The organism is Mesorhizobium sp. CO1-1-7 (assembly GCF_020164885.1).
Lineage (GTDB): Bacteria > Pseudomonadota > Alphaproteobacteria > Rhizobiales > Rhizobiaceae > Mesorhizobium > Mesorhizobium australicum.
Window position 1 is genome coordinate 62,017 of sequence record NZ_JAIUHA010000016.1, and the last position, 25,471, is coordinate 87,487.

The 25,471-nt window shown below is 64.7% G+C and carries 15 protein-coding genes and 1 pseudogene; 3 read left to right on the top strand and 13 right to left on the bottom strand.

Annotation, left to right across the window (positions count from 1 at the left end):
• Window positions 1–2: 2 nt before the first annotated feature.
• Window positions 3–2,774: a nitrate reductase gene (locus LB516_RS27975; RefSeq protein WP_224720759.1), complete on the top strand. Its 2,772-nt coding sequence runs from the start codon at window positions 3–5 to the stop codon at window positions 2,772–2,774.
• A 16-nt stretch (window positions 2,775–2,790) separates the two neighbouring features.
• On the opposite strand, the pseudogene LB516_RS27980 reads toward LB516_RS27975, so the two are convergent.
• Window positions 2,791–2,894 (bottom strand): annotated as a pseudogene (locus LB516_RS27980) (IS481 family transposase); the annotation flags it as partial.
• A gap of 177 nt (window positions 2,895–3,071) precedes the next feature.
• Between LB516_RS27980 and LB516_RS27985 the strand changes: the two are divergent.
• On the top strand, window positions 3,072–4,001 hold the full coding sequence (locus LB516_RS27985) for a hypothetical protein (protein ID WP_224720760.1): 930 nt from the start codon (window positions 3,072–3,074) through the stop codon (window positions 3,999–4,001).
• Window positions 4,002–4,050: 49 nt separating this feature from the next.
• Here LB516_RS27985 and LB516_RS27990 read toward each other — a convergent pair whose 3' ends face one another.
• The 11 genes from LB516_RS27990 to LB516_RS28040 form a co-directional block, all read right to left on the bottom strand.
• Window positions 4,051–6,108 carry a TRAP transporter permease gene (locus LB516_RS27990; protein WP_224720761.1) on the bottom strand — a complete coding sequence of 686 codons (2,058 nt, stop codon included), beginning with the start codon at window positions 6,106–6,108 and terminating at the stop codon, window positions 4,051–4,053.
• A 93-nt stretch (window positions 6,109–6,201) separates the two neighbouring features.
• The gene (locus LB516_RS27995) at window positions 6,202–7,191 is read right to left on the bottom strand and encodes a TAXI family TRAP transporter solute-binding subunit (protein WP_140721502.1); all 990 of its coding nucleotides are present in this window, start codon (window positions 7,189–7,191) and stop codon (window positions 6,202–6,204) included.
• Between the two features lie 436 nt (window positions 7,192–7,627).
• The gene (locus LB516_RS28000) at window positions 7,628–9,142 is read right to left on the bottom strand and encodes an aldehyde dehydrogenase family protein (protein ID WP_140619496.1); all 1,515 of its coding nucleotides are present in this window, start codon (window positions 9,140–9,142) and stop codon (window positions 7,628–7,630) included.
• Between the two features lie 197 nt (window positions 9,143–9,339).
• Complete coding sequence (locus LB516_RS28005; protein WP_015315947.1) at window positions 9,340–10,614, bottom strand: RNA polymerase sigma factor; 1,275 nt, start codon at window positions 10,612–10,614, stop codon at window positions 9,340–9,342.
• Window positions 10,611–10,985 (bottom strand): YciI family protein, encoded by a 375-nt coding sequence (locus LB516_RS28010; RefSeq protein WP_015315946.1) that lies wholly within the window; start codon window positions 10,983–10,985, stop codon window positions 10,611–10,613. The genes LB516_RS28005 and LB516_RS28010 overlap by 4 nt, the downstream gene beginning before the upstream one ends.
• Before the next feature lie 83 nt (window positions 10,986–11,068).
• Window positions 11,069–12,184, bottom strand: coding sequence for a DNA topoisomerase IB (locus LB516_RS28015; protein WP_140661836.1), 1,116 nt, complete (start codon window positions 12,182–12,184; stop codon window positions 11,069–11,071).
• Window positions 12,185–12,282: 98 nt separating this feature from the next.
• The gene (locus tag LB516_RS28020) at window positions 12,283–13,221 is read right to left on the bottom strand and encodes a glycosyltransferase family 2 protein (RefSeq protein WP_224720762.1); all 939 of its coding nucleotides are present in this window, start codon (window positions 13,219–13,221) and stop codon (window positions 12,283–12,285) included.
• A gap of 245 nt (window positions 13,222–13,466) precedes the next feature.
• Complete coding sequence (locus tag LB516_RS28025) at window positions 13,467–14,351, bottom strand: transglutaminase domain-containing protein (protein ID WP_140721496.1); 885 nt, start codon at window positions 14,349–14,351, stop codon at window positions 13,467–13,469.
• Window positions 14,352–14,363: 12 nt separating this feature from the next.
• A complete protein-coding gene (locus LB516_RS28030; RefSeq protein ID WP_224720763.1) occupies window positions 14,364–16,775 on the bottom strand; it encodes a circularly permuted type 2 ATP-grasp protein in 2,412 nt (803 codons plus the stop codon).
• A 6-nt stretch (window positions 16,776–16,781) separates the two neighbouring features.
• Window positions 16,782–20,141 (bottom strand): DUF2126 domain-containing protein, encoded by a 3,360-nt coding sequence (locus LB516_RS28035; protein WP_224720764.1) that lies wholly within the window; start codon window positions 20,139–20,141, stop codon window positions 16,782–16,784.
• Between the two features lie 406 nt (window positions 20,142–20,547).
• Complete coding sequence (locus tag LB516_RS28040; RefSeq protein ID WP_224720765.1) at window positions 20,548–21,741, bottom strand: acyl-CoA dehydrogenase; 1,194 nt, start codon at window positions 21,739–21,741, stop codon at window positions 20,548–20,550.
• A gap of 103 nt (window positions 21,742–21,844) precedes the next feature.
• On the opposite strand from LB516_RS28040, the gene LB516_RS28045 reads away from it, so the two are divergent.
• Entirely contained in the window at window positions 21,845–22,756 is a 912-nt protein-coding gene (locus LB516_RS28045; RefSeq protein ID WP_224720766.1) for a LysR family transcriptional regulator, read from the top strand.
• On the opposite strand, the gene LB516_RS28050 is transcribed toward LB516_RS28045, so the two are convergent.
• Window positions 22,757–25,081, bottom strand: coding sequence for a Tex family protein (locus LB516_RS28050; RefSeq protein WP_224720767.1), 2,325 nt, complete (start codon window positions 25,079–25,081; stop codon window positions 22,757–22,759).
• Window positions 25,082–25,471 lie beyond the last annotated feature (390 nt).

Below are 25,471 nucleotides of genomic sequence, written 5' to 3' on the forward strand. Positions count from 1 at the left end.
CCATGGAGATTGACGCAGCGCGCGAGGTGAGGACCACCTGCCCCTATTGCGGGGTCGGCTGCGGCGTGCTGGCGAAGATCACCGCGGACGGGCAGGTATCTGTCCGCGGCGATCCCGATCATCCCGCGAATTTCGGCCGGCTCTGTTCCAAGGGCTCCGCACTGGCCGAGACGATCGACCTCGACGGCCGGCTGCTCCATCCGCAAATCCACGACCGCCCCGCCGGCTGGAACGAGGCGCTCGACGTCGTCGCCTCGACCTTCCAGCACACCATCGCCGAACATGGCCCCGACGCGGTCGCCTTCTACGTCTCCGGCCAGTTGCTGACCGAGGATTATTATCTCGCCAACAAGCTGATGAAGGGGTTCATTGGCTCGGCCAACATCGACACCAATTCGCGGCTCTGCATGGCTTCGTCGGTTGCCGGCCATCGCCGCGCGTTTGGTTCGGACACTGTGCCGGGAACCTACGAGGATCTGGAGCTGGCCGACCTGATCGTGCTGGTCGGCTCCAATCTCGCCTGGTGCCATCCCGTGCTCTATCAGCGCATCGCGGCTGCCCGGGAAAAGCGGCCCGAGATGAAGATCGTGCTGGTCGATCCGCGCCGTACCATGACATCAGACATCGCAGACATGCATCTGGCGATCGCGCCGGATGGCGACGTCGCCCTGTTCACCGGCCTGCTCGCCTGGCTCGGCCAGCACAATGCGCTCGACCGTGCCTATATCACGGCGCATACGGCCGGATTCGGACAAGCCCTGTTCGCCGCCTCGACGCTGGACCTTGCCGGCGTCGCTGCCGCCACGGGCCTCAGCGAGGACGAACTTAGCCGTTTCTACAGCCTGTTCGCCAGGACGGAAAAGACCGTCACCGTCTACAGCCAGGGCGTCAACCAGTCGTCCCAGGGCACCGACAAGGTCAACGCCATCATCAACTGCCATCTCGCCACCGGCCGCATCGGAAAAGCGGGCGCCGGCCCTTTCTCGGTCACCGGCCAGCCCAACGCCATGGGCGGCCGCGAGGTCGGCGGCATGGCCAACATGCTCGCCGCCCACATGGAGATCGAAAACCCCGGGCATTGCGAACGCGTGCAGCGCTTCTGGAAGGCGCCGGCGATTGCCGGGGAGCCCGGTCTCAAGGCGGTCGAGATGTTCAAGGCGGTGGCCGATGGGCGCATCAAGGCGTTGTGGATCATGGCCACCAACCCGGTCGATTCCATGCCGGATGCAGGGGCAGTCGAGGCGTCGATCAAGGCCTGCCCCTTCGTCGTGGTGTCGGACGTGCTGGCCGAGACCGACACGGTCCGCCACGCCCATGTCCGGCTGCCGGCCACGGCCTGGGGCGAGAAGGACGGCACCGTCACCAATTCCGAGCGCCGCATCTCGCGCCAGCGGCCGTTTTTGGCCGCCCCCGGCGAGGCGCGGCCCGACTGGTGGATCATTGCGGAAGTGGCAAGGCGGATGGGCTTTGGCGAGGCGTTCGCGCATAAGAGCCCGGCGGGGATCTTTGCCGAGCACGCCGCGCTGTCGGGGTTCGAAAATGATGGCGAGCGGGATTTCGACATCAGCGCTTATGCTGCGATCGATGTTGAGGACTACGAAGGATTGGCTCCGTTCCATTGGCCGGCACCGAGCCCAGGCCCCCCCCTCTGGCCTGCCGGCAGGCCAGAGGGGGGTGCTCAAGCTCAGCTTCAATCAGAAGGGGGTGCTCAGGCTGGAACTCGGCCAGAGGGGGCCACTTCGATTGAACGCCAACCAACCCGTTTCTTCGCCGACGGCAACTTCTACACGCCCGACCGCAAGGCCCGCTTCATCGCTCTGCGCCCAACCGTCGAGACCCGCATCACCGCCGCCTTCCCGCTCGTCCTCAACACCGGCCGGATCCGCGACCATTGGCACACCATGACGCGTACCGGCAAAAGCCCGCGCCTGTCCCAGCACATCGCCGAGCCCTTCGTCGAAATCCATCCCGAGGATGCACAACGCCACGGCATTGGCGACGCCGACATCGCGCGCGTTTCGACTCCGCGCGGCGAAGTGCTGGTCCGCGTGCTGGTGACAACGCGCCAGCGCCCGGGCAGCCTGTTCGCCCCGATGCACTGGACCGACCAGTTCGCCGCCAGGGGCCGGCTCGACACGCTGACAGCGTCGCTTGCCGATCCCGTGTCGGGGCAGCCGGCGCTAAAGCATGTCGCCGCCCGCATCGAGAAATTCACCGCTGGGGCCTTTGGCTTTGCCGTGACACGCAAAAGGCCCGTGACGATGGCCGCCGACTACTGGGCGACCGCCAGATGCCGGGGCGGCTGGCGGGTCGAACTGGCCTTTGCCAATGACGATATCGACTGGACGGCCTTCGCCGGCTCTCTCTTCGATGCCGCGGATGCCGAAATGCTCGCCTATCACGACCGCGAGGCCGGCCAGCACCGCATCGCCGCCTTCCAAGGCGAGCATCTGGCGGGTGCCTTGTTCATCGCACCCGGTCCGGTCGCGGTGTCGCGCGGCTGGGCCGCCGAGCAGCTCGGCGAGGTCCACGCCAGCCAGCGCGAACGCTTCAGGATCGTCGCCGGCCGTGCCGGTGCCGAGCGGCCCGATGCCGGCGCGACCGTCTGTTCCTGTTTCAACATCGGGGTGAACCAGATTACCGCGGCCGTGGCGGCCGGCTGCAACAGTGTCGAAGCCATCGGCGCCACGCTGAAGGCAGGTACCAATTGCGGTTCCTGCCGGTCGGAGATTCGCGCCATCATAACAACCGGTCGGGTACAGGCGGCCGAGTGAAAGGCGTCGGTCCCACCTAGGTGTTTAGTCCCGGCATCTGGTGGAGCGGATTGAGTGTGAAACGTTCGGCTGAGTGGTCCACGCTTTACAAATGAATTCGTAGGGCGTGAGGCCCTTGACGGCCGTTGCGCCACGCTGCGGCTGGATCTCGCTATTCGGCTAACGATTACGGGAAGGGTTCTAAAGCCACAGCAAGCAGTCAGCGAAATGAGACGCATGACCGTTGCCGCGGATCTGTGTCTTGGCTGGCCCTGTTCTTCGTTGGTACGTCTGGACACAGATGTCGAAGACTGGAAAATGGGGAACGCAATCTCGCCATGCGAGTTGATTCAAGGCATCGGGAGATCATCGCTGAATCTGCAAGACATAGCCGGCCATCCAGCCTTGCACCGCTACGTTCAGGAACAGTCGCGGTCCCTGATCCGCATCTATGAGGAAAGCCCGCGGCTGGCTTCCATCTTTGCCACGCAGCAACGCTGGCTATTGGGTCATGTCGGCCTTGCCATGCACTTCAGGCGCGACCCCGACGACCGCCGCAAGGACCTGACCGTGTCGCGTTTCATCGAGGTCGTGCACAAGAACGCGGTGGCCAGCCGCAACACGGCGGACGCCTTCATCAAGGAGATGCTGCACTACAACATCGCCGAGTATGTGGCGGGTGGGGACGGCCGTACGCATCCCCTGCAACCGACGGCGGCGACGATTGAGCGATTCACCGGCTGGGTAACAGCCCATCTGCGCACGCTCGACCATATCGATGGCGGCAACCGGCTGGCCAGGTTCCTCGAGCGGCCAGACATGCTCGCCACGCTGCAGCCCCTGGTGGCTGACGGCTTGCTTGCCTCAAAGCCGGTGCGCGAACCCAACCAGACCTTTTCCCTGTTCATCTGGCTCAACAATGGCGGCATCGTCATGGACTGGCTGATGTCCGGCATCAACCCCGACCATGCCGGGCTGGAGCGAATTCCGACCGGCGTGGTTTCGATCGGCGACTTCGCCAAATGGCTCAAGCTGTCGCGGACCCATCTCAGCCGTAAACTGCGCACGGCGGAGGAACTCGGTAGCATTGGCTGGCTTGGTCAGCGCGGCAATTCGGTGATGTGGGTGTCGCACGGATTCTACGAGGAATACATGATCGTCCAGGCCGCCAAGCTGGCCGTCGTCGACAGCGCCTTTGCAGCGTGTTTTTCCACCGACCGCCGAGTCCCGCCACCTCCCAACTTGTGAAGCTGATGCAGGCCTATTTGAAGCGTCGATCGCGCGGGAGCGGCGCTGGTCAGACTGGTTGCGCCTCTTCGGTATGACGTGCGCTCCAATGGCGCAGCACGACGGGAACGACGAGCGCCAGGCCGAGCAGCGAGGAATAGAGCTCGGGCGCCACCAGCAGCAGGGCGGCAAATACCAAGAGCACGTTCTCCCATGGGCGCGTTCGCACCAGCAGATAGCGCGACAGGGCGGCCCCGAGGCAGGTGATACCAAGCACGCAGCCGCCAAAGGCCAGGAAGAAATTCGGCCAGGTGAAGTCCTTTGTCACCAGCAGCAGGGACGGCGAGAAGACGAACACGAAAGGAACCAGCGCCTTGCCCAACCCTAACCGGAAGGCGGTGTTGCCTGTCTTGAACGGGTCCGCCCCCGCCATGCCGGCCGCCGCATAGGCGGCCAGCGCCACCGGTGGCGTGATGTCGGCCAGCAGGCCGTAATAGAAGACGAAGAAGTGGGCGACGATCGGTTCGGTGCCCAGCATGACCAGCGCGGGTGCCGCGATGGTCACCATGATGATGTAATTGGCCGTCGTCGGGATGCCGCAGCCCATCAGGATGCAGACCACGCCGGTCATGAGCAGGGTGAACAGCAGCGTCAGGCTCTGGGCCGAGAAGATCGACTCGGGGATGAAGGTGCCGAACAGGAGCGACAACTGGCCCGCCGTCGAGGTGACGATGTAGGATAGCTTGAAGCCGACGCCGGTCAGGGTGACGACGCCGACGACGATGCCGACGGTGGCGGCCGCGGCACCGACGGCGAGCGCATATTTGGCGCCGTCGCGCAGGCATACTACGATGTCGGCAACCGACATGCGACGGCGCGGATTTAGCAAGCCGACGGCGATGCAGAGCGTGATGCCCCAGAAGGCGGCCATGTAGGGCGTGTAGCCCGAGAGCAGGACGCCGATGAGGACGACGAGCGGGATGATCGTCGGCCAGTCCCGCTTCAGCGCCTCGACGACGTCGGGCATCTCGTCCGGCCTGAGCCCTCGGAGGCCGGTGCGCTTGGCCTCGAAATGCACCTGCATGAACACGCCGAAGAAATGCATGAAGGCAGGCACGATGGCGGCCAGAATGATGGTCGTGTAGGGCAGTTCGAGGAATTCGATCATCAGGAAGGCGGCCGCGCCCATGATCGGCGGCGTGACCTGACCGCCGGTCGAGGACGCCGCCTCCACCGCCGCGGCGAAATGTTTCTTGTAGCCGAGCTTGATCATCGCCGGGATGGTCAGCGAGCCGACGGTGACGGTGTTGGCGACCGACGAGCCGGAGATCATGCCGAACAATGCCGAGCCGAAGATCGATACCTTGGCGGGACCGCCGGCGTAGCGGCCGGCGACCCAGGCGGCACAGTCGAGGAAGAGCTGGCCGAGGCCTATGCGGGTTGCGAAGACGCCGAACAGCACGAAATGGAAGACGTAGGTGGCGACGACGCCGAGCGCGATGCCGTAGATTCCCTGCGTCGTCAGATAGAGGTGATCGACAAGCTGGGAAACGGACGCGCCGGGGTGCACCAGAATGCTCGGCATGTACCGCCCAAACAGTGCGTAGGCCATGAAGATGCACGCGATGATCGGCAGCGGGATGCCGACGGAGCGGCGCGTCGCTTCCAGGAGGAGCAGGATCAGGATAACGCCCAACACCACATCGAGCGTCGTGGGGTTGCCGACGCGGAAGGCAAGATCGTCGAGCGGGATCATCGGCACGTGCAGCACGGCCACCACGGCGGCGAGCGCCAGCACCCAGTCGAAAAGCGGTATGCCAAGCGGCCGCAGGAAGCTGGATTGCGCGGGCTGGTCGTAACCCTTCTTCACCAGCGGGAAGACGAGGAAGATCAGCGCCAGCACCATCGACAGATGGATGCCTCGGTGCAGCATCTCCTGCAGCAATCCGAAGCCGGCGGTGTAGTAGTGAAACAGCGACAACGCCACCAGGAGGAAGCCGACCAGCCAGCCCGCGGCCTGGGTCAATGGCCGGAATCGGATTTCGGAGTCGAATTTCTCCTCCAGTTCGCGAGCTTTCTCCTCATCGAACTCCATCGCGGAAAGCGTGATTTTGTCATCGTCGCTCATGGCCGGTTCCGTGTCCTGAGTTTCCAGGCAAAAGAGGCGGAAAGCACGCCTCCCGCCTCGCTGTCGTCCATCGGTCCTACGCGCTGGTAGCTCCTACTTCAGGGCGCCGACTTCCTTGTAGAATTTCTCCGCACCGGGATGAAACGGAATGCCCGCGCTGGTGACCGCGTTCTGGAGCGTGATCAGCTTGCCCTTGGCATGGCCGGCCTGCAGCGCCTTCTGGGTCGCGTCGCTGTAAAGCGATTTGACGATCTTGTAGACGAGGTCGTCGGTCTGCTTGGCGCTGGTCACCCATTGCGCGGCGACGGATATGGTCTTGGTCTCGCCGACGTTCTTGTAGGTGCCTTCCGGCACAGTGTCGGCGGAGAAGAACTTCTGCTCGGACAGGAGCTTGTCGGCTTCGGGGCCGGTGATTGGAACCAGGGTGATGTTGTTGGTGCTGGCAAGTTCGACGATGGCGCCGGTCGGATAGCCGCCGACGAAGAAATAGGCGTCCATGGCGCCATCCTGGAGCCGCTCGCCGGCCGGACCGGGCTTGAGGTATTCGGGCTGCACATCTTTCTCCGTCAGCCCGTATGCGCCGAGCACGAGGCGCGCGTCGACAATGGTCCCTGAGCCCGGCTCGTCGAGGGAAACGCGCTTGCCCTTCAGGTCCGCCACCGTCTTGATGCCAGCATCCGCTCGGGCGACCAGATGGATCGTTTCGGGATAGAGCGTCGCGATGAGGCGCAGGTCATCGGCCTTGGGCTTGCCCTCATAGAGGCCAGTGCCCGAATATGCCCAGTAGGCGACATCGGATTGCGTAAACCCTGATTCGGATGCACCCGACTGGATGGCGCTGATGTTGGCGACCGACCCGTTGGAGGACGTGGCGGTGGCGACCAGGCCTTCGACGCCGGCCGGCCCCGTTGCCGAGATGGCGTTGGCGATCAGGCCACCCACCGGATAGTAAGTGCCGGACGTTCCACCCGTGCCGATGCGGAAAAAAGCCTGCTGCGCGTGCGCTGGCGAAAGGCCGGCGGCGGCCAAAGCCAAAGCTCCTGTGCCCATGGAAAAGGTGCGGCGGTTGATCGAAACAGTCATAACTACCTCCGAGTCAAAGATCGGCAGGATGTTGCAGCAACCGGAAGGTTGTCAACCTGCGCGTGCTTTTTGGCCGCTTCCAGAGCACTTCCAGGAAGGGTGTGTTTCCGCCCGGAATCGCGTCAAAACAGGGACTTAATGGATGGCACCCGGCTCCGGGACAACGACCTGCATAAATCAGAGGCTTACAGCAGGTCGGGCGAATCCTATTCGCCGCGACATGCCTTGGAGCGGTTTAACCGCGTCGCCGGCGTCACCTGCCTGTTGGCAACAACCAGCCAAACACAAGAACCGTGAAATAAAAAACCCGCCTTGCGGCGGGTCGTCGGCGCATGTCGGCACCATGCGAAAGATGATAGCATAACTGCACTCGGCAATCAACCTCCGGTCGCAAACGGTTCGGGTGTGCAACGACACCCGAACCGGGCCGGCGTTCTCAATCGATGTCGAACGAGACGCCCTGGGCGAGTGGCAGCGCCTTGGAATAATTCACCGTGTTGGTGGCGCGCCGCATATACGCTTTCCACGCATCGGAGCCGCTCTCGCGGCCGCCGCCGGTTTCCTTTTCGCCACCGAAAGCGCCCCCGATCTCCGCGCCGGAAGTCCCGATATTGACGTTGGCGATGCCGCAGTCCGAACCGTCGACACCGAGGAAGCGCTCGGATTCCTGCAAGTCGCGGGTGAAGATCGACGACGACAGGCCGGCGCCGACCGCATTGTGCTCGTCGAGCACGGCGTCGAAATCGGAATACTTCATCACATAGAGGATCGGCGCGAAGGTCTCTTCCGTCACCGGTGCAACCTGCTTCGGCATTTCGACCAGTGCCGGGTGCACATAATAGGCATCGGGATGACCATTCTCGACCCGGCTGCCGCCAGTCACCTTGCCGCCATGCGCGGCCGCTTCCGTCAGCGCCTTCTGCATGGCGTCAAAGGCGGCCTTGTCGATCAGCGGACCGACCAGTGACGAGGTCTCCAGCGGATTGCCGACCGAGACGCTCTGATAAGCCTTCTTCAGCCGCGGCACCAAGGCGTCGTAGACGCTGTCATGGACGAACAGGCGGCGCAGCGTCGTGCAGCGCTGGCCAGCGGTGCCCATGGCGCCGAAGGCGATGGCGCGCAGCGCCATGTCGAGATCGGCCGTCGGGCAGACGATGCCGGCATTGTTGCCGCCCAGTTCCAGCACGGCGCGGGCGAAACGCTTGGCCAGGCGCGGACCGACATCCCGGCCCATGCGAGTCGAACCGGTGGCCGAAACCAGCGGCACCCTGGGATGGTCGACCAGGATCTCGCCGACCGCACGGTCGCCGATCAGAACCGGTGCCAGTCCTTGCGGTGCGTCGGTGCCGAAGCGCTTGACCGCACGCTTGAAGATCGCCTCGCAGGCAAGCGCGGTCAGTGGCGTTTTCTCCGACGGCTTCCATACCACTGCATCGCCGCAAACCAGCGCAAGTGCTGCGTTCCACGACCACACCGCGACCGGGAAGTTGAATGCGGAGATGACACCGACGACGCCAAGCGGATGCCAGGTTTCCATCATGCGGTGGCCCGGACGCTCGGTGGCGATGGTCAGGCCGTACAATTGCCGGGACAGACCAACGGCGAAATCGCAGATGTCGATCATCTCCTGCACTTCGCCGAGCCCTTCGGACGGGATCTTGCCGACCTCGATCGACACCAGCCGGCCAAGCTCGGTCTTGTGCGTACGCAGTTCCTCGCCCAGCAGCCGCACCAGTTCGCCGCGCTTGGGACCCGGCACCAGCCGCCAGGACTGGAACGCCTTGTGGGCTGCATCGATGGTCTTTGCCGCGTCGGCCGGCGAGATCGTCTTCAGCGCCGCGATCCGCTCACCCGTCACCGGACTGCGCACGATCAGGTCGCCGCCGTCAAGCGCCTCCTTGGCCACGCCCAGTTTCGCCAGAAGCTCGGCCGTTTCCTTCGCTATCGTCATTTCTGTCCCTTTCAGAATCCCGCCGCTCGTAGGGCGCGGGCCAACGCCTGCCATGCCTTCCCGGCGCCGTCGCGGCTGGAAGCGGCTGTCATGGCGTGCCATTACCTGTTTCAGGGGAAAATCGCCACCCCGGCATGGTCCAAGCCCGGGCTGCACGATTGAGCCAGGCGATGCTCGGGCCGACCGGGCGCAGGGGCTCAGTTTGCCTTTTTCGCCGGCGTGCGTACGGCGCCGTCCTTGATCAGACGGTCGATATGCATGCGGATATGGGCAGCTTCCGCCGCCGTATTGGCGAGCGCGATGGCGCGGTCGAAGGCAATGCGTGCCTCCTCGCCCCGGTCGAGTTGCATCAACAGCCCGCCCTTGAGGCCGAAGAAATGGAAATAGCCCGAAAGCCTCGGCTCGAGCGGCTCGATCATCGCCAGCGCCGCTTCCGGTCCGCGCACCTTGGCGACCGCGACCGCACGGTTGAGCGTGATGACCGGCGACGGCTGCATCTGCTCGAGCAGGCCATAGAGCAGGTCGATCTCCACCCAGTCGGTGTCCTCGGCTTTCTCGGCCCGCGCGTGGAGCGCTGCGATCGCCGCCTGGACTTGATAGGGACCTGGCTTGCGATGGCGCAGCGCCTTGTCGACGAGCGCCAGCCCTTCGTCGATCATCTTGCGGCTCCACAGGCTTCGATCCTGGTCCTCGAGCAGCACGATCTCGCCATCATCGTCAAAACGTGCCGGTGCGCGTGCGTGCTGCAGCAGAAGCAGCGCCGTCAGCCCCATGATCTCCGGCTCGGTCTGGAACAGCCGCAGCAGCAGCCGGGCAAGCCGGATCGCTTCCTCGCACAAGGGCGCGCGAGCCGGCGCCTCGCCGCTGTTGGTCGAATAGCCCTCGTTGAAGATCAGGTAGACCATGGACGCGACCGCAGCGAGCCGCTCGGAGCGCTCGACCGCGCCCGGCGTCTCGAACGGCACGCCAGCGTCCGCGATGCGCGCCTTGGCGCGGGTGATGCGCTGCTCCATCGCGCTCTCGCCGACCAGGAAGGCGCGCGCGATCTGCTTGACGGTGAGGCCGGAGACGACGCGCAGCGCCACCGCGATCTGCTGCGTTGCGGGCAAATCAGGGTGACAGCAGATGAACAGCAGCCGCAATATGTCGTCGCGGTAATGCGCTCCGTCCAGCCGCTCGGCGATGTCGCTTTCGGCGTCCTCCAGATCGGAAACCTGGTCCTCTTCCGGCATCGGCGCCTGCTTGGCACGCTTGCGCACCGCGTCGATGCCGCTGTTGCGGCCGACAAAGATCAACCAGGCCGCCGGATCGCGAGGCGGCCCGTTTTGCGGCCAGTTCTTCAGCGCCTTGAGGCAGGCGTCCTGGAAAGCTTCCTCCGCCGTGTCGAGATCGCGGAAATAGCGCAGCAGCGCGCCCATAGCCTGTGGGCGGGCAGCGCTGATCGCGGAGCTTATCCAGGCGAGTTCGGTCATGCCGGAACCCTGGTCGGATGGAACACCGATACCGGGCGGATTTCGTAGGAACCGCCGCTTGGGTTGACCTCGGAGAGCTCACGGGCGAACTCGACGGCCTCGTCGAGGTCGGCGCAATCGAGCGTGTAGAAACCGAGGAACTGTTCCTTGGTCTCGGCGAACGGCCCGTCGATGACCAGCGATTCACCTTTCACTTTCCGCAGCGTCGTTGCCGCCGTCGTCGGCAAAAGCCGCGCCACGGGCCCAAGCCGGCCGGCGTTGGCATACTTCTCCTGAACGCCGAGCAGGTCGGCCATGACCTTGTCGTCCTGTTCCTTGCTCCAGGAACAGACGACATCTTCGGAGGCGTAGCAGAGGATGGCGTAGAGCATGGACGGTCCTTTCTGTAGCAAAGGACGAAACAGTAGGGCCGATGCCGACATGGCGTCGATAAAAAAATCGAGACGCCGCGGATTCAGCGGCCGCCGATTGCCGCCGATCGGTCCTCCTGCGTCTTCAACCATCTCAACACGAGCGCTTCCTCCTCATCGAGGCCTTCGATGGATCGCTTGCGCTTGTTGGCTTCCGCCATTTCGGCAAGCAGTCGTCCTTCGCTCCAAGCCTTGAAGACCTGCGGATGGATATAGCATTGGCGGCAGACCGCGCGCGTATTGCCCAGCCGTTCGGCCACCTTGTCGATGACGTTGTTCATCACCCGTTTTTGCTGTGCCTGGCTTTCAGGCAATTCCGTCTGTGCAAACAGCGACGCGGCGTGGATGGTGCCGCCCCATGTGCGGAAGTGCTTCGAACTGAACGCATCGCCGACCGCTTCGCGGATATAGTGGTTCACGTCGTCGGAGCGGACAGGGCGTCTGTTGCCGTCCTCGTCGAGATACTGGAACAGTTTCTGGCCCGGCAGGTCCTGCGCGCCCCGAACGATCCCCGCGATCCGGCGGTCAACCAGCTTCAATTTCCATTCCTTGCCGGACTTGCCCTTGAAGGCGAAGCGCAGGCTCGATCCCTTGATATCGACATGCCGGTCCCGCAAAGTCGTCAGGCCGAAGCTCTTGTTGTCGCGAGCATAGGCTGCATTGCCGACGCGGATCATCGTGTTGTCGAGCAGCCAGACCACCGCGGCGGCGACGCGTTCGAGCGGCAGGCCGTGACGACGCAGGTCGCTGTCGATCCTGCGCCGAAGGTCCGGCAGGCTTTCGGCGAAAGCCACGAGGCTCGAATATTTGGCGCCGTCGCGCTCCTCGGCCCATTGCGGATGATAGCGATACTGCTTGCGCCCCCGCTGATCCCTCCCGGTCGCCTGGATATGCCCGTTCGGATCGGGCGAAATCCAGACATCGGTCCAGGCCGGCGGTATGACGATCGCCGCGATGCGCGCTCTGTCGGCATCGGAGACCGCTTTCCCGTCCGGTGCCTTGTAAGCGAATCCCTTGCCTGCCTTCAGCCGGCGGATGCCAGGCTCGGCATCGCTGACATAGGTCAGCGCGGCATCCCTGGCGGAAATCTGTGCTCCATTCTTGGGTACGCTATCACCGTCGGCCAATCGGCTCCGCGACGATCCGGTTCTCTGCAGCATGTAAGCTCCACGCGAAATATCCGTAGATAAGCTGCGGGCTGACCGCTGGTTCCACACCCCGTCTGAAAAGAAGGCAATCCCGGTGGCGTCGGTCAGGCCTACAATGCGCGCTGCATCTGTGTCGGCGGAAGGGACAGCCGGCGCCGCGCCGCGAGCTTGAATTTGTAGCGCAGGCATCGCCAAGCTTCAGAGCGCCGCTTCGGCGCCACTGAGGCTATTGCGAGAAAGCGCGTGGCCATGTCCAGGTCGCCCCGCGCATAATGGACACGGGCGATCTTGAGCGCGACGAGGCCCTCCCTGGCTTTCAGTGCCGAAATCGGGATGCCGCAATCGGTGAGCGTACGCAGCTCCCGGCGCCAGTCCAGGAAGCGCCGCACCGGGTTGACCGTGAAGCGATCGTCCGAACGCTCCGCTGAAACTTCGTAGATCATGACGGGGCGCTGAACCATGACCAGCGACGCCTTGCTCATCAGCCGCGCCCAGAACAGCGTGTCCTCGTCGAAGGCGAGCCCGACGGGGAACCGGGTCTCGCCGATGAGACGCCGGGAAGCCAGCACGCTGCCCACCGCCACCGAGCGTATATCCCCCTTCACGTAGGCGGAGGCGTTGGTGAGGCAGGCTGCGGTGTAGCCGTTTGGCACCTTAATCTGCCGATCCTGGCCGTTCACCCTGCGCCGGAAGGCACCGACGATCATGTCGGCCTTGGGCTGGGTTTGCGCCTGCGACAGCAAGGAGCTTAAGCCGCCCTGAAGGTGCAGGTCGTCGGCGTCGATCAGGTAGACCCACGGATGGGCTGCCTCGTCGAGCGCCAGGTTGCGGGCGCCGCCGGCGTCGCGGCAACTGGCGGGCAGCACACGCAAAGGCAGGGATGATTGCGCCGCGGCCTGCCGGGCTGCATCGGCTGTGCCATCGGTCGATTGATCGTCGACCAGCAGGACCTCGCCGATAAACCCGGCCTCTCCGCCAAGCGAGGCCAGCGTTTTAGCGATCGTTGCCGCCGCATTGTAGGCGGGTATGACGACGCTGACAGCTTTCAATGACAAACCTCATGCCTGTGCGCGGCAGCCTAAGACTATTCTCCCTCCAAGCGAATACAGACTAAGCACTTACAGGAAAAGTGTGAAACGGCGCTTTTCCGTCCGGAATTGCGCGAAATCAAAGACTTGGATCGGCTCGCCTTTTCCGTGAACCGGTGAGCTGCTCTAGTGACCGCATCGATGTTTGAGAAGTCTGCCCCATCCTTGTGAGAACTCGCGGCGCCGGCAAGTTAGTGCGCCCCGTTTCACGCCTTTTCGAGCACGACCGGGATGACGTCGACCGCCTGGTCGCCGACCTGTCCGCCAGTCGTCTTCAGCACGCCGACGATGGGCGCCACATCCGAATAGTCGCGCCCGTAACCAACGGTGATATGGTCGTTGGAGGCCCGCATGCCATTGGTCGGATCGAACTCCTGCCAGCCGGCATCACGCCCGCACCAGACCTTGACCCAGGCATGCATGGCATCCGCGCCTTCCAGCCGGGGCTTGCCTTTGGGCGGAATGGTGCGCAGGAAGCCGCTGACATAGCCGGCCGGAATGCCAAGCCCGCGTAAGCCGGCGATCATGATGTGGGAGAAATCCTGACAGACGCCCCGCTTCAGCTGGAAGGCGTCGCTGGCCCGGGTCCGCACCGTGGTCGCCTCGTCATCGTATGTGAAATCGCGATGGATGCGATTGCACAGGTTCATCGCCGTCCCTGCGGCCGAGTTTCCGATGCTGTCTCGCGCGAATGCGGTGATCGCGGCATCAATGCCCGCATGGCTGCTGGCGGCCAGGAAATGGTGCGGCGAGGCAGGCGCAAGCGACCGCACGGCGGCCAGCTCCTGTCGAAGGCGGCCGAGATCGGGCGACACGTCGAGCCCCGGCTCGGGCCGCGCCACCGACACACGCGCGCTCATCCTGATGTCGAGCGTGTCATGGGCGTCGCGAAACGCGATCGAAGTGACATTGTTGCCGAAGAAATCGGAAAAATCCGACCGTTCGTTGGGTGCCGGTGAAAAAGAAAGCGAAGCGGCGATGACACGCTGCACACCGTCAATGGTCGACGGCAGCACGCGCACCTGATGGCGTCCGCCGCCAGCAGCGGCAGCATAGTCGTAGTGGAGCAGAAGCCTGATGTCGTACAGCATGGCCATCTCTTTCTAGCCGAAATAGGCTTTGGCGAGGCTGCTGTAGAGCCCGCCTATTTCGCCCGCGAGATCGTTCAACGCCCTCACCGTCATGTCTGCCGGCTCCTTGATGGCGATGGACGTGTTGAGCTGCAGGATCTCCTTGGCCGCCGCCGACATGTGCCCCTCGCCGCCGGTCGCCGGCAACAGCCCTATCTCTGCTTTCAGCCTCTCGAGCTGGAACAGGATGGAGCGTGGATTGAGCGGATCGAGCGCCAGGAGATCGATCACCGTGCGCCGGCCGGCCTGCACCGGATATTGCCGTCGATGGGTCATCACGCTGTCGCCGATCTCCAGCATCATGTCCAGCGCCCCGTCCGGCGCCTTGCTGCTGGTCAGTCGGGCCAGCGTGCTGGCGATCTGGATGCCGCGCTCCAGCCGCCGGCCGATCTCGAGGAAACGCCAGCCAGCGAAGCGGTACATGTTCTCATGCAAAAGGCCCGAGAATCCGGCAAGCTTGCGCAGGATCACGGTCATGGCCCGCGTCGCATCGTCGCCGGGCGCCACGGTGGTGGCGAACTGATGGATCGTTTTTGACAAATCCTTGAGCGCCAGCCAGCCATCCGGCGAGAAACGATCGCGGATCTGGCCGGCGCTGTACACCGCGCTGTCGAGCGTGCCGATCAGCCCTGGCGGGATCGCCGTTTCGACATCGATGCCGAACGGTTCGAGATAATCCCTGATATCGGCCAGCAGCGGCATGTCCGGATCGGACGTTTCGGCGAGCCGCACGTGATAGGCGCGCAGGATACGCACCGTGTCTTCCGAGCGTTCGATGTAGCGGCCGAGCCAGGTCAGGTTTTCCGCCGCGCGGCTGGGCAGGCTACCGGGCCTCGTCCGGTTGAAGCTGTCGCTCTCCTGCGGCAGCAGCGTCTCGCGCTCCACGGGTCTGTCGCTGACCACCCAGACATCAGCCGCCTGGCCGCCGCGCTGCATGGCGATCGCCGTCGGGTCGAGCGATAGGCCGACGCGCGCAAACCCGCCCGGCATCACCGTCCAGCCCTCGGGCGTACGCGCCAGATAGACGCGCAGGCTCGCCGGCCGCGGTTCCAGCCAGCCGCCGACATAGACCGGCGTCGTCGAAAGCGTCACCGCCTCCTGGCCGACGAAGGCCTCGCCGTCGCGTTCGATGCGCGCCACCAGTTCCGCCCGCTCCCCGACCGACAGCGCCGAGCCGAGCTTCGTCTGTCCGTCATCTTCGAAGGCAAGTCTTGTCGACAGCGCCGGGCCGACCACCATGCGGTCGATATTGGCGAGCACATGGGCGCGCTCCGTCTCCTGCCCGCACCACCATGTCGCCACACTGGGCAAAAGCAGCTCCTCGCCCCACAATTCGCGCGCGATCTTGGGCAGAAAGGCGAGCAGCGCGCGCGTCTCCATCAGGCCCGAGCCCAGCGCATTGACGGTGGACACCGTGCCTTGCCGGATCGCCTCGACCAGCCCCGGCGTACCGATCTGCGAATCCGGGCGCAGCTCGAGCGGATCGGCGAAGGCGGCATCGAGCCGCCGCCACAGCACGCTGATGGGCATCAGGCCGGACACGGTCCGCACCATCAGCCTGCCGCCGGAAACGGTCAGGTCCTCGCCTTCGAGCAGCATGATGCCGAGGTAGCGGGCGATATAGGCGTGTTCGTAATAGGTCTCGTTGAGTGGCCCCGGCGTCAGGATGGCGACGCGGCCGTCGCTCTCCTTTGCCATGCCGATCAGCGCATCGCGAAAGCGGCGGAAGAAGCCGGCGAGCCGGTGCACATGCATCTCGCCATAGATGTCGGACAAAGCGCGCGTGGTGGCGACCCGGTTTTCCAGCGCGAAGCCGGCGCCCGAAGGCGCCTGGGTGCGGTCGCCCAGCACCCACCAGCGGCCGTCCGGACCGCGGCCGAGTTCGAAGGCGCAGAAGTGCAGGAAATGCCCTCCGGCCGGCCTGGTGCCGACCACGGGCCGCAAATATTCAGGGCTCGCCGCGATCAGTCCTGCCGGCAGGATGCCTTTTTCGACCAGCCGGTTCGGCCCGTGGATATCGGCAACAATTTCCTCGAACAGTTCGGCGCGCTGCACCAGGCCGGCGCTGACCGCCTGCCACTCGCTGTCCTCGATGAGCAAGGGAATATGCGCCAGCGGCCATTCGCGCTCGTTGGCGCCCGCCTTGTCGTAGACGCGGTAATAGACACCGGCATCGCGCAGATACTGATCGGCGCGGGCGAAGCGCTGGCCGAGCTTTTCGGCCCCGAGGTCGTCGAGCGCTTCGACAAAATGCTTCCAGACCGGACGGGGATTGCCTGACGCGTCGACCATCTCGTCGACGACGCCGTCGATCGGCTGGTAGTGCTCCAGCAGGCTATGGGCCTGCGGCTTGCCGCGCACCCTTTTGTGATTCCCCTTTGCCATGTCAGATCACAGTCTTGGTGGACGCCTGAGGTCAAGGGTCATCGGGAAATCTTCCGCCGGCTGTTCCTCGCGCAACACATAGCCCGAGGGTGTGTGGCCGCGCGGTTCGAAGCGGGCGAGCCGCCGTGCCTCCGCCTCGTTGCCGTTGACGGGGAAAGTGTCGTAGCTGCGCCCGCCGGGATGCGCGACATGGTAGACGCAGCCACCGATTGCCCGGCCGGACCAGCGGTCATAGATGTCGAACACCAGCGGCGTGTTGACCGGCAGCGCCGGATGCAGGCCCGAGGCCGGCTGCCAGGCCTTGAAGCGCACGCCGGCCACCGCGACCTCTCTGTTGTCGGTAACCCTCATCGGCACGATGCGGCCGTTGCAGACGATCGCATGACGCTCCGGATTGAGGCCTTCGGTCCTGACCTGCAGCCGTTCGACCGAGGAATCGACGAAGCGCACGGTGCCGCCGATCGCGCCCTGCTCGCCCATGACATGCCATGGTTCCAGCGCTTGCCTGAGCTCCAGCTTGATCCCGGCATGCTGCACCTCACCGCAGAAGGGAAAGCGGAATTCGAGCTGGGCATCGAACCATTCGGGCCGGAATTCGAAACCATTGAGCTTGAGGTCGTCGAGCACGTCGAGAAAGTCCGCCCAGACATGGTGCGGCAGCATGAAGCGATCATGCAGCGAGGTGCCCCAGCGCGCGAAGCGCCCGTCGAGCGGGTTCTTCCACGCGCGGGCGATGATGGCCCGCACCAGCAATTGCTGCGCCAGAGACATGCGCGCATTGGGCGGCATCTCGAATCCGCGGAATTCGACAAGGCCAAGCCGGCCAGTCGGACCATCCGGGGAAAACAGCTTGTCGATGCAGATTTCCGAGCGATGCGTATTGCCGGTGACGTCGGTCAACAGGTTGCGGAACAACCGGTCGACCAGCCACGGCAAGGGTGCGGCACCCTGGTCGGGATGCGGCACCTGCGCCATCGCGATTTCAAGCTCGTAAAGAGAGTCGTGGCGCGCCTCGTCGAAGCGCGGCGCCTGGCTGGTCGGGCCGATGAACAGGCCGGAGAACAGATAGGACAGCGAGGGATGCCGCTGCCATTGCAGCACCAGGCTCTTCAGCAGGTCGGGCCGGCGCAGGAATGGGCTGTCATTGGGCGTGGCGCCGCCGACCACGACATGGTTGCCGCCTCCGGTGCCGGTGTGGCGGCCGTCGATCATGAACTTGTCGGCGCCAAGCCGCGCCTGCCGCGCCTCGTCGTAGATCGCCGTCGTTGTCGCCACGCAGTCCTGCCAGTTCGAGGCAGGGTGGATGTTGACCTCGATGACGCCGGGATCGGGTGCCACGCGGATGACGTTGAGGCGCGGGTCATGCGGCGGACCGTAGCCCTCGATGTGCACGGGAAGGCCAATTGCCTTTGCCGCGTTCTCGGCGGCGGCGACGAGTTCGAGATAATCCTCGAGCGCCTCGACCGGCGGCATGAACACGCACAGCCTGCCGTCACGCGGTTCGACCGACAGTGCCGTGCGCACCGCGCCGCCGATCTCGGTGATCTCCTGCTCGACGCGCTCCTGCTGGCCGGTCGTCGCCGTGAACGAGGCTGCCTGCTGGCGACGGGCCATTTCGTCGGCGCCTTCGAGTTCCGCAGGAGCGGCCGCTGGCAAGATCGCTTCGCGCACGGGCAAAGGGCCACGCGGCAGCGACGGATCGACGGGCACGATGTAGGGGAATTGCGCCGGCGGCACATAGGGCAGCGTGCCCAGTGGGAGACGATAGCCGACCGGGGAATCGCCCGGGACCAGGAACAGCCGGCCGCGCCGCGTCTTCCATTTCTCCGAGCGCCAGCGCGGATCGGAGGCCTGGCTGTTCCAGCGTTGCACCGGCAGCACATATCCGGACGGCTTGGTCAGCCCGCGTTCGAAGACACGCGCCATGCGGCTGCGTTCCTCCGGATCTTCGAGTTTCGAATTCGACGGGTCGACATTGTCGGGCAGCTTGCCTTCCTTGAGCAGCCATTCGGCCGGATCCTCATAGGCTTCGCTGACCATGGACGTGTCGATGCCGAGTTCGCCGGCGATCGCCGTCAGCAGGCTTTCGGCTTGTTTCGGGCCGATATCAGCCGAACTACCTTCCCGCGCGATCAGCGACGGGTCGCTCCACACCGGCTCGCCGTCGGCGCGCCAAAAGAGCGAAAACGTCCAGCGTGGCAGGCTTTCACCGGGATACCACTTGCCTTGGCCGTAGTGGAGAAAACCGCCGGGCGCGAAACGCTCGCGCAGCCTGCGGATCAACGCATCGGCTTTTTCGCGCTTGGTTGGCCCAACGGCGGCGGTGTTCCATTCGGCGGCCTCGAAATCGTCGATCGACACGAAGGTCGGCTCGCCGCCCATGGTCAGCCGCACATCGCCGGCCGCGAGCGCGGCATCGACCTTGTTGCCGAGCGCATCGAGCGCCTGCCAGCTCTCATCCGAGAACGGCTTGGTGATGCGCGGATGCTCGGCGATACGGTCGACCCGCATCTCGAAGCCGAACTCGACATTGGCAAAGCTCGCCATGCCGGAAATAGGCGCCGCATTGCGGAAATGCGGTGTGGCGGCCAGCGGAACATGGCTCTCGCCGGTGAGCAGGCCCGAGGTCGGATCGAAGCCGATCCAGCCGGCGCCAGGAAGATAGACCTCGCACCAGGCGTGCAGGTCTGTGAAATCGACCGCTGTGCCGGCCGGCCCATCCAGCGCGACAAGATCGGGCTTGAGCTGGATCAGGTAGCCCGAGACGAAGCGCGCGGCGATGCCAAGATTGCGCAGGATCTGCACCAGGAGCCAGCTTGAATCGCGGCAGGAGCCCTTGGCCGCTGCCAGCGTTTCCTCCGGCGAGAAGACACCGGTTTCCATGCGCACGATATAGGCGATCTCGCGCTGCAGGCGGGCATTGAGATCGACGAGGAAATTGACCGTGTTGGGCGCGCCGCGGTCGACGGTTTTCAGAAACGCCTGGAGCAGCGGCCCGGCCGGCTCCGGCGTGCGGTAGATGGCGAGGTCGTCACGGATCTCCTCGGGATAGTCGAACGGGAACGCCTCGGCCGACGGTTCGACGAAGAAGTCGAACGGATTGTAGACGGTCATGTCGGCGACGAGGTCGACCTCGATCTTCAGCTCCGTCACCGGCTCCGGAAAGACGAAACGGGCGAGGAAGTTGCCGTAAGGATCCTGCTGCAGATTGACGAAGTGGTTCGCCGGCTCGACCTTGAGCGAATGGCTCAACACCTTGGTGCGGGAATGCGGTGCCGGCTGCAGCCTGATGATTTGGGGCCCGAGAACCACCGGCCGGTCGTATTTATAGTGGGTCAGGTGGTAGACGGCTGCCAGAATTGCCATGGGGCCCCGGAGATCGGCGTTTCATCAGCCGAACCCTGACACATCTGGCCGCCATTCTCCAAGGGGATGTTGCGGTGCACCTAAATTAAACGGCTATCGAACGGACAATATCATCTGGTTCGACTGGTTGCTCGCTACCGTCTCCAGCACTGATGATTGGTGGAAGCGCCTCTCCCGTCGTCATCCTAGGGCGAAGCAAGGAGCGAAGCGACGCGGCGCAGACCCTAGGATCCATGCCGTTACATTGATCGAAGAATACCAGCGGCGCAGAATGAGGTCATTCTGTTGCGATTCGGCCGTGCACACATCCTTCAGCGCAGCAGCGCTTCCGTGTCGCGGCATGGATCCTAGGGTCTCCGCGACGTCGCTTCGCGACTGCTCCGCCCTAGGATGACGAAGCCGAGGATCAAAAGAAGGCCTGTATCCCCGTTTGCGCCCGTCCCAGGATCAGCGCGTGCACGTCATGGGTGCCTTCGTAGGTGTTGACGGTTTCCAGGTTCTGCGCGTGGCGCATGACGTGATAGCCGATCTGGATGCCGTTGCCGCCATGCATGTCGCGGGCCTGGCGGGCGATGTCGAGCGCCTTGCCGCAATTGTTGCGCTTGACGATCGAGATCATTTCCGGCGCCATCTTGCCTGCATCGAGCAGGCGCCCGACGCGCAACGAAGCCTGCAATCCCAGAGCGATCTCGGTCTGCATGTCGGCGAGCTTCTTCTGGTAGAGCTGCGTGCCGGCCAGCGGCTTGCCGAACTGCTTGCGGTCCAAGCCATACTGGCGAGCGCGATGCCAGCAATCTTCCGCCGCTCCCATCGAACCCCAGGAGATGCCGTAGCGGGCCCGGTTGAGGCAGCCGAAGGGTCCACCGAGGCCCTTGGCGTTGGGCAGCAGCGCGTCCTCGCCGACCTCGACGCCTTCCATCACCACTTCGCCGGTGATCGAAGCGCGCAGCGACAGCTTGCCGCCGATCTTCGGCGCCGATAGCCCCTTCATGCCTTTCTCCAGCACGAAACCGCGGATCTCGTCCTTGCCGTTCTCGCCCTTCAACTTGGCCCATACGACGAACACGTCGGCGACCGGCGCGTTGGAAATCCACATCTTGGAGCCGGAGAGCTTGTAGCCGCTGGCGGTCTTTTCGGCGCGGGTCTTCATGCCGCCGGGGTCGGAGCCGGCATCCGGCTCGGTCAGACCGAAGCAGCCGATCCATTCGCCGCTGGCGAGCTTGGGCAGATATTTCCTGCGCTGTTCGTCCGAGCCATAGGCATGGATCGGGTACATCACCAGCGACGACTGCACCGACATCATCGAGCGATAGCCGGAATCGACGCGTTCGACTTCGCGTGCCACCAGCCCGTAGGTGACATAGCTGGCGGCGAGGCCACCGAACTCCTCCGGAATGTTGATGCCGAGCAGGCCGGCCTCGCCCATCTCGCGGAAGATCGCCGTGTCGAAGGTCTCGTTGAGATAGGCTTCCTCGATACGCGGCGCGAGCTTGTCGGCGGCAAAGGCGGCAGCGCCATCGCGCACCATGCGCTCGTCTTCCGAAAGCTGGTCCTCGATCAGGAACGGGTCGTCCCACACGAATGCATTCTTGTCGGCCATGGCTTCTCGATCCTTGAAACAGGTGAAGCCCGGCTTATCGGCTCGTGGCCTGAAAAAATCAAACGAAATTGCTTCGCGGATCAATGAGCGTTACGAATGGATCATGAGTGTCCAGCGCCGCCTTTTGCCCAATATCAGCGCCCTTGCCGCCTTCGAGGCCGTGGCGCGGCTTGGCTCCTTCACCGCCGCCGCCCAGGAATTGGACCTGACCCAGGGCGCGGTCAGCCGCCAGGTCAGGCTTTTGGAAGATCAGTTCGGCCGCCGGCTGTTTGAACGCGACAGCCGCAATGTAAGGCTCTCCACGGCAGGTGAAATCTACGCCGAAGCGGTACGCTCGGCGCTTGGCCAGTTGCGTGACGCAGCCCTTGGATTGATGAGCAATCGGCATAGTGGGATCTTGAATCTTGCCATTCTGCCGACTTTCGGTACGCGTTGGCTGATGCCGATGATCCCCGATTTCGTCGAGAACAATCCCGACATCACCATCAATTTCGTCACCCGCGTCGGGCGCTTCGACTTCGCCCGCGAACGGTTGGATGCCGCCATCCACTACGGCCTGCCGGACTGGCCGGACGCCGACTCGACACTTCTGGTGCGCGAGACGGTGGCGCCGGTGGTGTCGCCCGACTTCCTCGCCGGCCGCGCCATCGCCACGCCGGCCGACATCGGCCGCTTGCCGCTGCTGCACATGACGACGCGTCCCGGCGCCTGGAGCGAATGGTTCGAGCATCAGGGCCTGAGCGCGCCGACCGGGCCTGGCATGCAATTCGAGCAGTTCGCCACCGCCGCCCAGGCTTGCATGGCGGGCCTCGGCGTGGCGCTCTTGCCGCAGATCCTCATCGAGGGCGAACTGCAGCGCGGCCAACTTGTGCCCGCGCCTGGCCAGCCGATGCAGAGCCGCAGCGCCTATTACCTTGTCATTCCTCACGACAAGCGCGGCTATCCGCCGGTTGCCAGTTTCCGGGACTGGCTGCTCGGCCAGCTTGAGAAGGAGCCGGCTGTTCTGGCGTGGTAGCTACTTTCGCTTCAGCGCGTCCGCCAGCGCGGCGCCGAACGCACCTTGCTGTGCCGGCCGCTCCGGCTGGCGTTGCGGCGTAGGCCCGCGTGGCGCCGGCCTGCCGCCGCCATTGTCGCGCGGCCCGCCCTTCGATGCACCGCCCCCGCCGGCATCTTTACGCATGGAGAGCGCGATACGCTTGCGCTTGATGTCGACATCGACGACGCGCACCTTGACCACGTCGCCGGCCTTGACCACCTCATGCGCGTCCTTGATGAAGCGGTCGGCGAGCTGCGAGACATGCACCAGCCCGTCCTGGTGCACGCCTATATCGACGAAGGCGCCGAAAGCGGCGACATTGGTTACGGTCCCTTCCAGCAGCATGCCGGGCTTCAGATCCTTGATGTCGTCGATGCCATCGGCGAAGGTCGCCGTCTTGAAGCCGGGACGCGGATCGCGGCCGGGCTTCTCCAGCTCCGCCAGAATGTCGCGCACCGTGGGCAAGCCGAAACGCTCGTCGACGAAGACGCGCGGGTCGAGCGCCTTGAGCGCGGCACTGTCGCCCAAAAGCGAACGCACGTCGCGGCCGCAGGCGGCGACGATCTTCTTGGCCACGCCATAGGCCTCCGGATGCACCGACGAGGCATCGAGCGGCTCGCTGCCATTGGCGATGCGCAGGAAGCCGGCGGACTGCTCGAACGCGCGCGGTCCAAGCCGCGCCACCTTCAGCAGATCCTTGCGGCTGGCGAACGGGCCGGTCGCATCGCGATGCGCGACGATTGCATCGGCGAGCGACGCGCCGAGGCCTGAAACCCGCGCCAGCAACGGCGCCGAGGCGGTGTTGAGGTCGACGCCGACCGCGTTGACGGCGTCCTCCACCACCGCTTCCAGCGAGCGGCCGAGCCGGTACTGGTCGACATCGTGCTGATACTGGCCGACGCCGATGGATTTCGGCTCGATCTTGACCAGTTCGGCCAGCGGATCCTGCAGCCGTCGCGCGATCGACACCGCGCCGCGCAGCGACACGTCGAGGCCGGGGAACTCGGCGGCAGCCGTCGCCGAGGCCGAATAGACCGACGCTCCCGCCTCGCTGACGATCACCTTGAGCGGCTTCGGGCCGCTGTCCGAAGGCATGTCGGACAGCATGTCGGCGACCAGCTTCTCCGTCTCGCGGCTGCCGGTGCCGTTGCCGATCGAGATCAGCTCGACCTTGTGCTGGCGGATAAGCGCCGCAAGTTCGGCCTGCGTGCCACGCACATCGTTCCTCGGCGGAAACGGATAGACCGTCGTCGTCGCCAGCAGCTTGCCGGTGCCATCGACCACCGCCACCTTGACGCCGGTGCGGATGCCGGGATCGAGCCCCATCGTCGGCCGCGAGCCGGCGGGAGCCGCCAGCAGCAGATCCTTGAGGTTGCGGGCAAAGACATGGATCGCTTCTTCCTCGGCCCGCTCGCGCAGGTCGCGCATCAGGTCGAGCGTCAGGTGCAGCGACAGTTTGATGCGCCAGGTCCAGCCGGCGACCTCCATCAGCCAGCGGTCGCCTGGCAGGCTGGCACCGATGGCGTAGGCGTTGGCGATCATCCGCTCGACCGGCTTCACCGGCGAGCTGTCATCGGCATCCACATCGATGTCGAGCGACAGCACCTCCTCGTTGCGGCCGCGCAGCATGGCGAGCGCGCGGTGGCTTGGCACGGTCGCCCAACGTTCAACATGGTCGAAATAGTCCGAGAATTTCGCGCCGGCCTCCTGCTTGCCGTCGACCACCCTGGCGCGCAGGAAGGCGCGTTCCTTCATGTAGCTGCGCAGCTTGCCGACCAGATCGGCATTTTCGGCGAATTGCTCCGACAGGATGTCGCGCGCGCCCTCGAGCGCCGCCTTCGCATCGGCCACCTCGCCGGTGACATAGGCGAGCGCGACTTCCGCGGGCACCAGCGCACGGTTGTTGAGAATGGCTTCGGCCAGCGGCCCCAATCCACGCTCGCGGGCGATCTCGGCCTTGGTGCGGCGCTTCGGCTTGTAGGGCAGGTATATGTCCTCTAGCTCCGCCTTGGTCGCGGCGCCCGCGATCTTGGTTTCAAGCTCTTGCGTCAGCTTGCCCTGCTCGCGGATCGAGCCCAGGATGGTGTCGCGGCGCGCGTCGAGCTCGCGCAGATACACAAGACGCTCGGCAAGGTCGCGCAATTGCGTGTCATCCAGCCCGCCGGTCACTTCCTTGCGGTAGCGTGCCACGAACGGCACCGTCGCCCCCTCATCGAGCAGTCCGATCGCCGCGGCCGCCTGTTCCGGCCGCGCCTTGATTTCGGCCGCGATGATGCCTGCGATGCGCTTGATGTCGGATGCCATGTCTTCCCACTCTCGTCGAAAAGAGCGGCGACCATAAGCGCAGACATCAGGTCCGCCAACCGCGACGTTTTCAACGGCGGCGGAGGTCCACAGGAAAACGCGATGCGTTCACCGGATCTGGGTACCGCAGGAATTTGCTGATACTGAGATGTCTGCGCCGCCCCTCACCTGCCTGCCGGCATCCTCTCCCCGTATAGGGACGGGGAGAGGGGCGCTGTCATCGCCGATTTCGCCAATCGCCAACGGTGCAAAGGGGCGCCGGCGTAGCGACCAGATCCCTTCTCCCCGTCACTATACGGGGAGAAGGTGCCGGTGTCCGAACCGGATAGATAGGTAACAGAATGGACCGATAGCATGGGTGACAGTTTTCTTGTCCGCCGGAGGACCGGC

What these genes read in the sequence shown, in the direction of transcription:
- LB516_RS27975 (WP_224720759.1), top strand. Translation starts at nt 3, where the DNA reads ATGGAGATTGACGCAGCGCGCGAGGTGAGGACCACCTGCCCCTATTGC.
- LB516_RS27985 (WP_224720760.1), top strand. Translation starts at nt 3,072, where the DNA reads ATGGGGAACGCAATCTCGCCATGCGAGTTGATTCAAGGCATCGGGAGA.
- LB516_RS27990 (WP_224720761.1), bottom strand. Translation starts at nt 6,108, where the DNA reads ATGAGCGACGATGACAAAATCACGCTTTCCGCGATGGAGTTCGATGAG.
- LB516_RS27995 (WP_140721502.1), bottom strand. Translation starts at nt 7,191, where the DNA reads ATGACTGTTTCGATCAACCGCCGCACCTTTTCCATGGGCACAGGAGCT.
- LB516_RS28000 (WP_140619496.1), bottom strand. Translation starts at nt 9,142, where the DNA reads ATGACGATAGCGAAGGAAACGGCCGAGCTTCTGGCGAAACTGGGCGTG.
- LB516_RS28005 (WP_015315947.1), bottom strand. Translation starts at nt 10,614, where the DNA reads ATGACCGAACTCGCCTGGATAAGCTCCGCGATCAGCGCTGCCCGCCCA.
- LB516_RS28010 (WP_015315946.1), bottom strand. Translation starts at nt 10,985, where the DNA reads ATGCTCTACGCCATCCTCTGCTACGCCTCCGAAGATGTCGTCTGTTCC.
- LB516_RS28015 (WP_140661836.1), bottom strand. Translation starts at nt 12,184, where the DNA reads ATGCTGCAGAGAACCGGATCGTCGCGGAGCCGATTGGCCGACGGTGAT.
- LB516_RS28025 (WP_140721496.1), bottom strand. Translation starts at nt 14,351, where the DNA reads ATGCTGTACGACATCAGGCTTCTGCTCCACTACGACTATGCTGCCGCT.
- LB516_RS28030 (WP_224720763.1), bottom strand. Translation starts at nt 16,775, where the DNA reads ATGGCAAAGGGGAATCACAAAAGGGTGCGCGGCAAGCCGCAGGCCCAT.
- LB516_RS28035 (WP_224720764.1), bottom strand. Translation starts at nt 20,141, where the DNA reads ATGGCAATTCTGGCAGCCGTCTACCACCTGACCCACTATAAATACGAC.
- LB516_RS28040 (WP_224720765.1), bottom strand. Translation starts at nt 21,741, where the DNA reads ATGGCCGACAAGAATGCATTCGTGTGGGACGACCCGTTCCTGATCGAG.
- LB516_RS28045 (WP_224720766.1), top strand. Translation starts at nt 21,845, where the DNA reads ATGAGTGTCCAGCGCCGCCTTTTGCCCAATATCAGCGCCCTTGCCGCC.
- LB516_RS28050 (WP_224720767.1), bottom strand. Translation starts at nt 25,081, where the DNA reads ATGGCATCCGACATCAAGCGCATCGCAGGCATCATCGCGGCCGAAATC.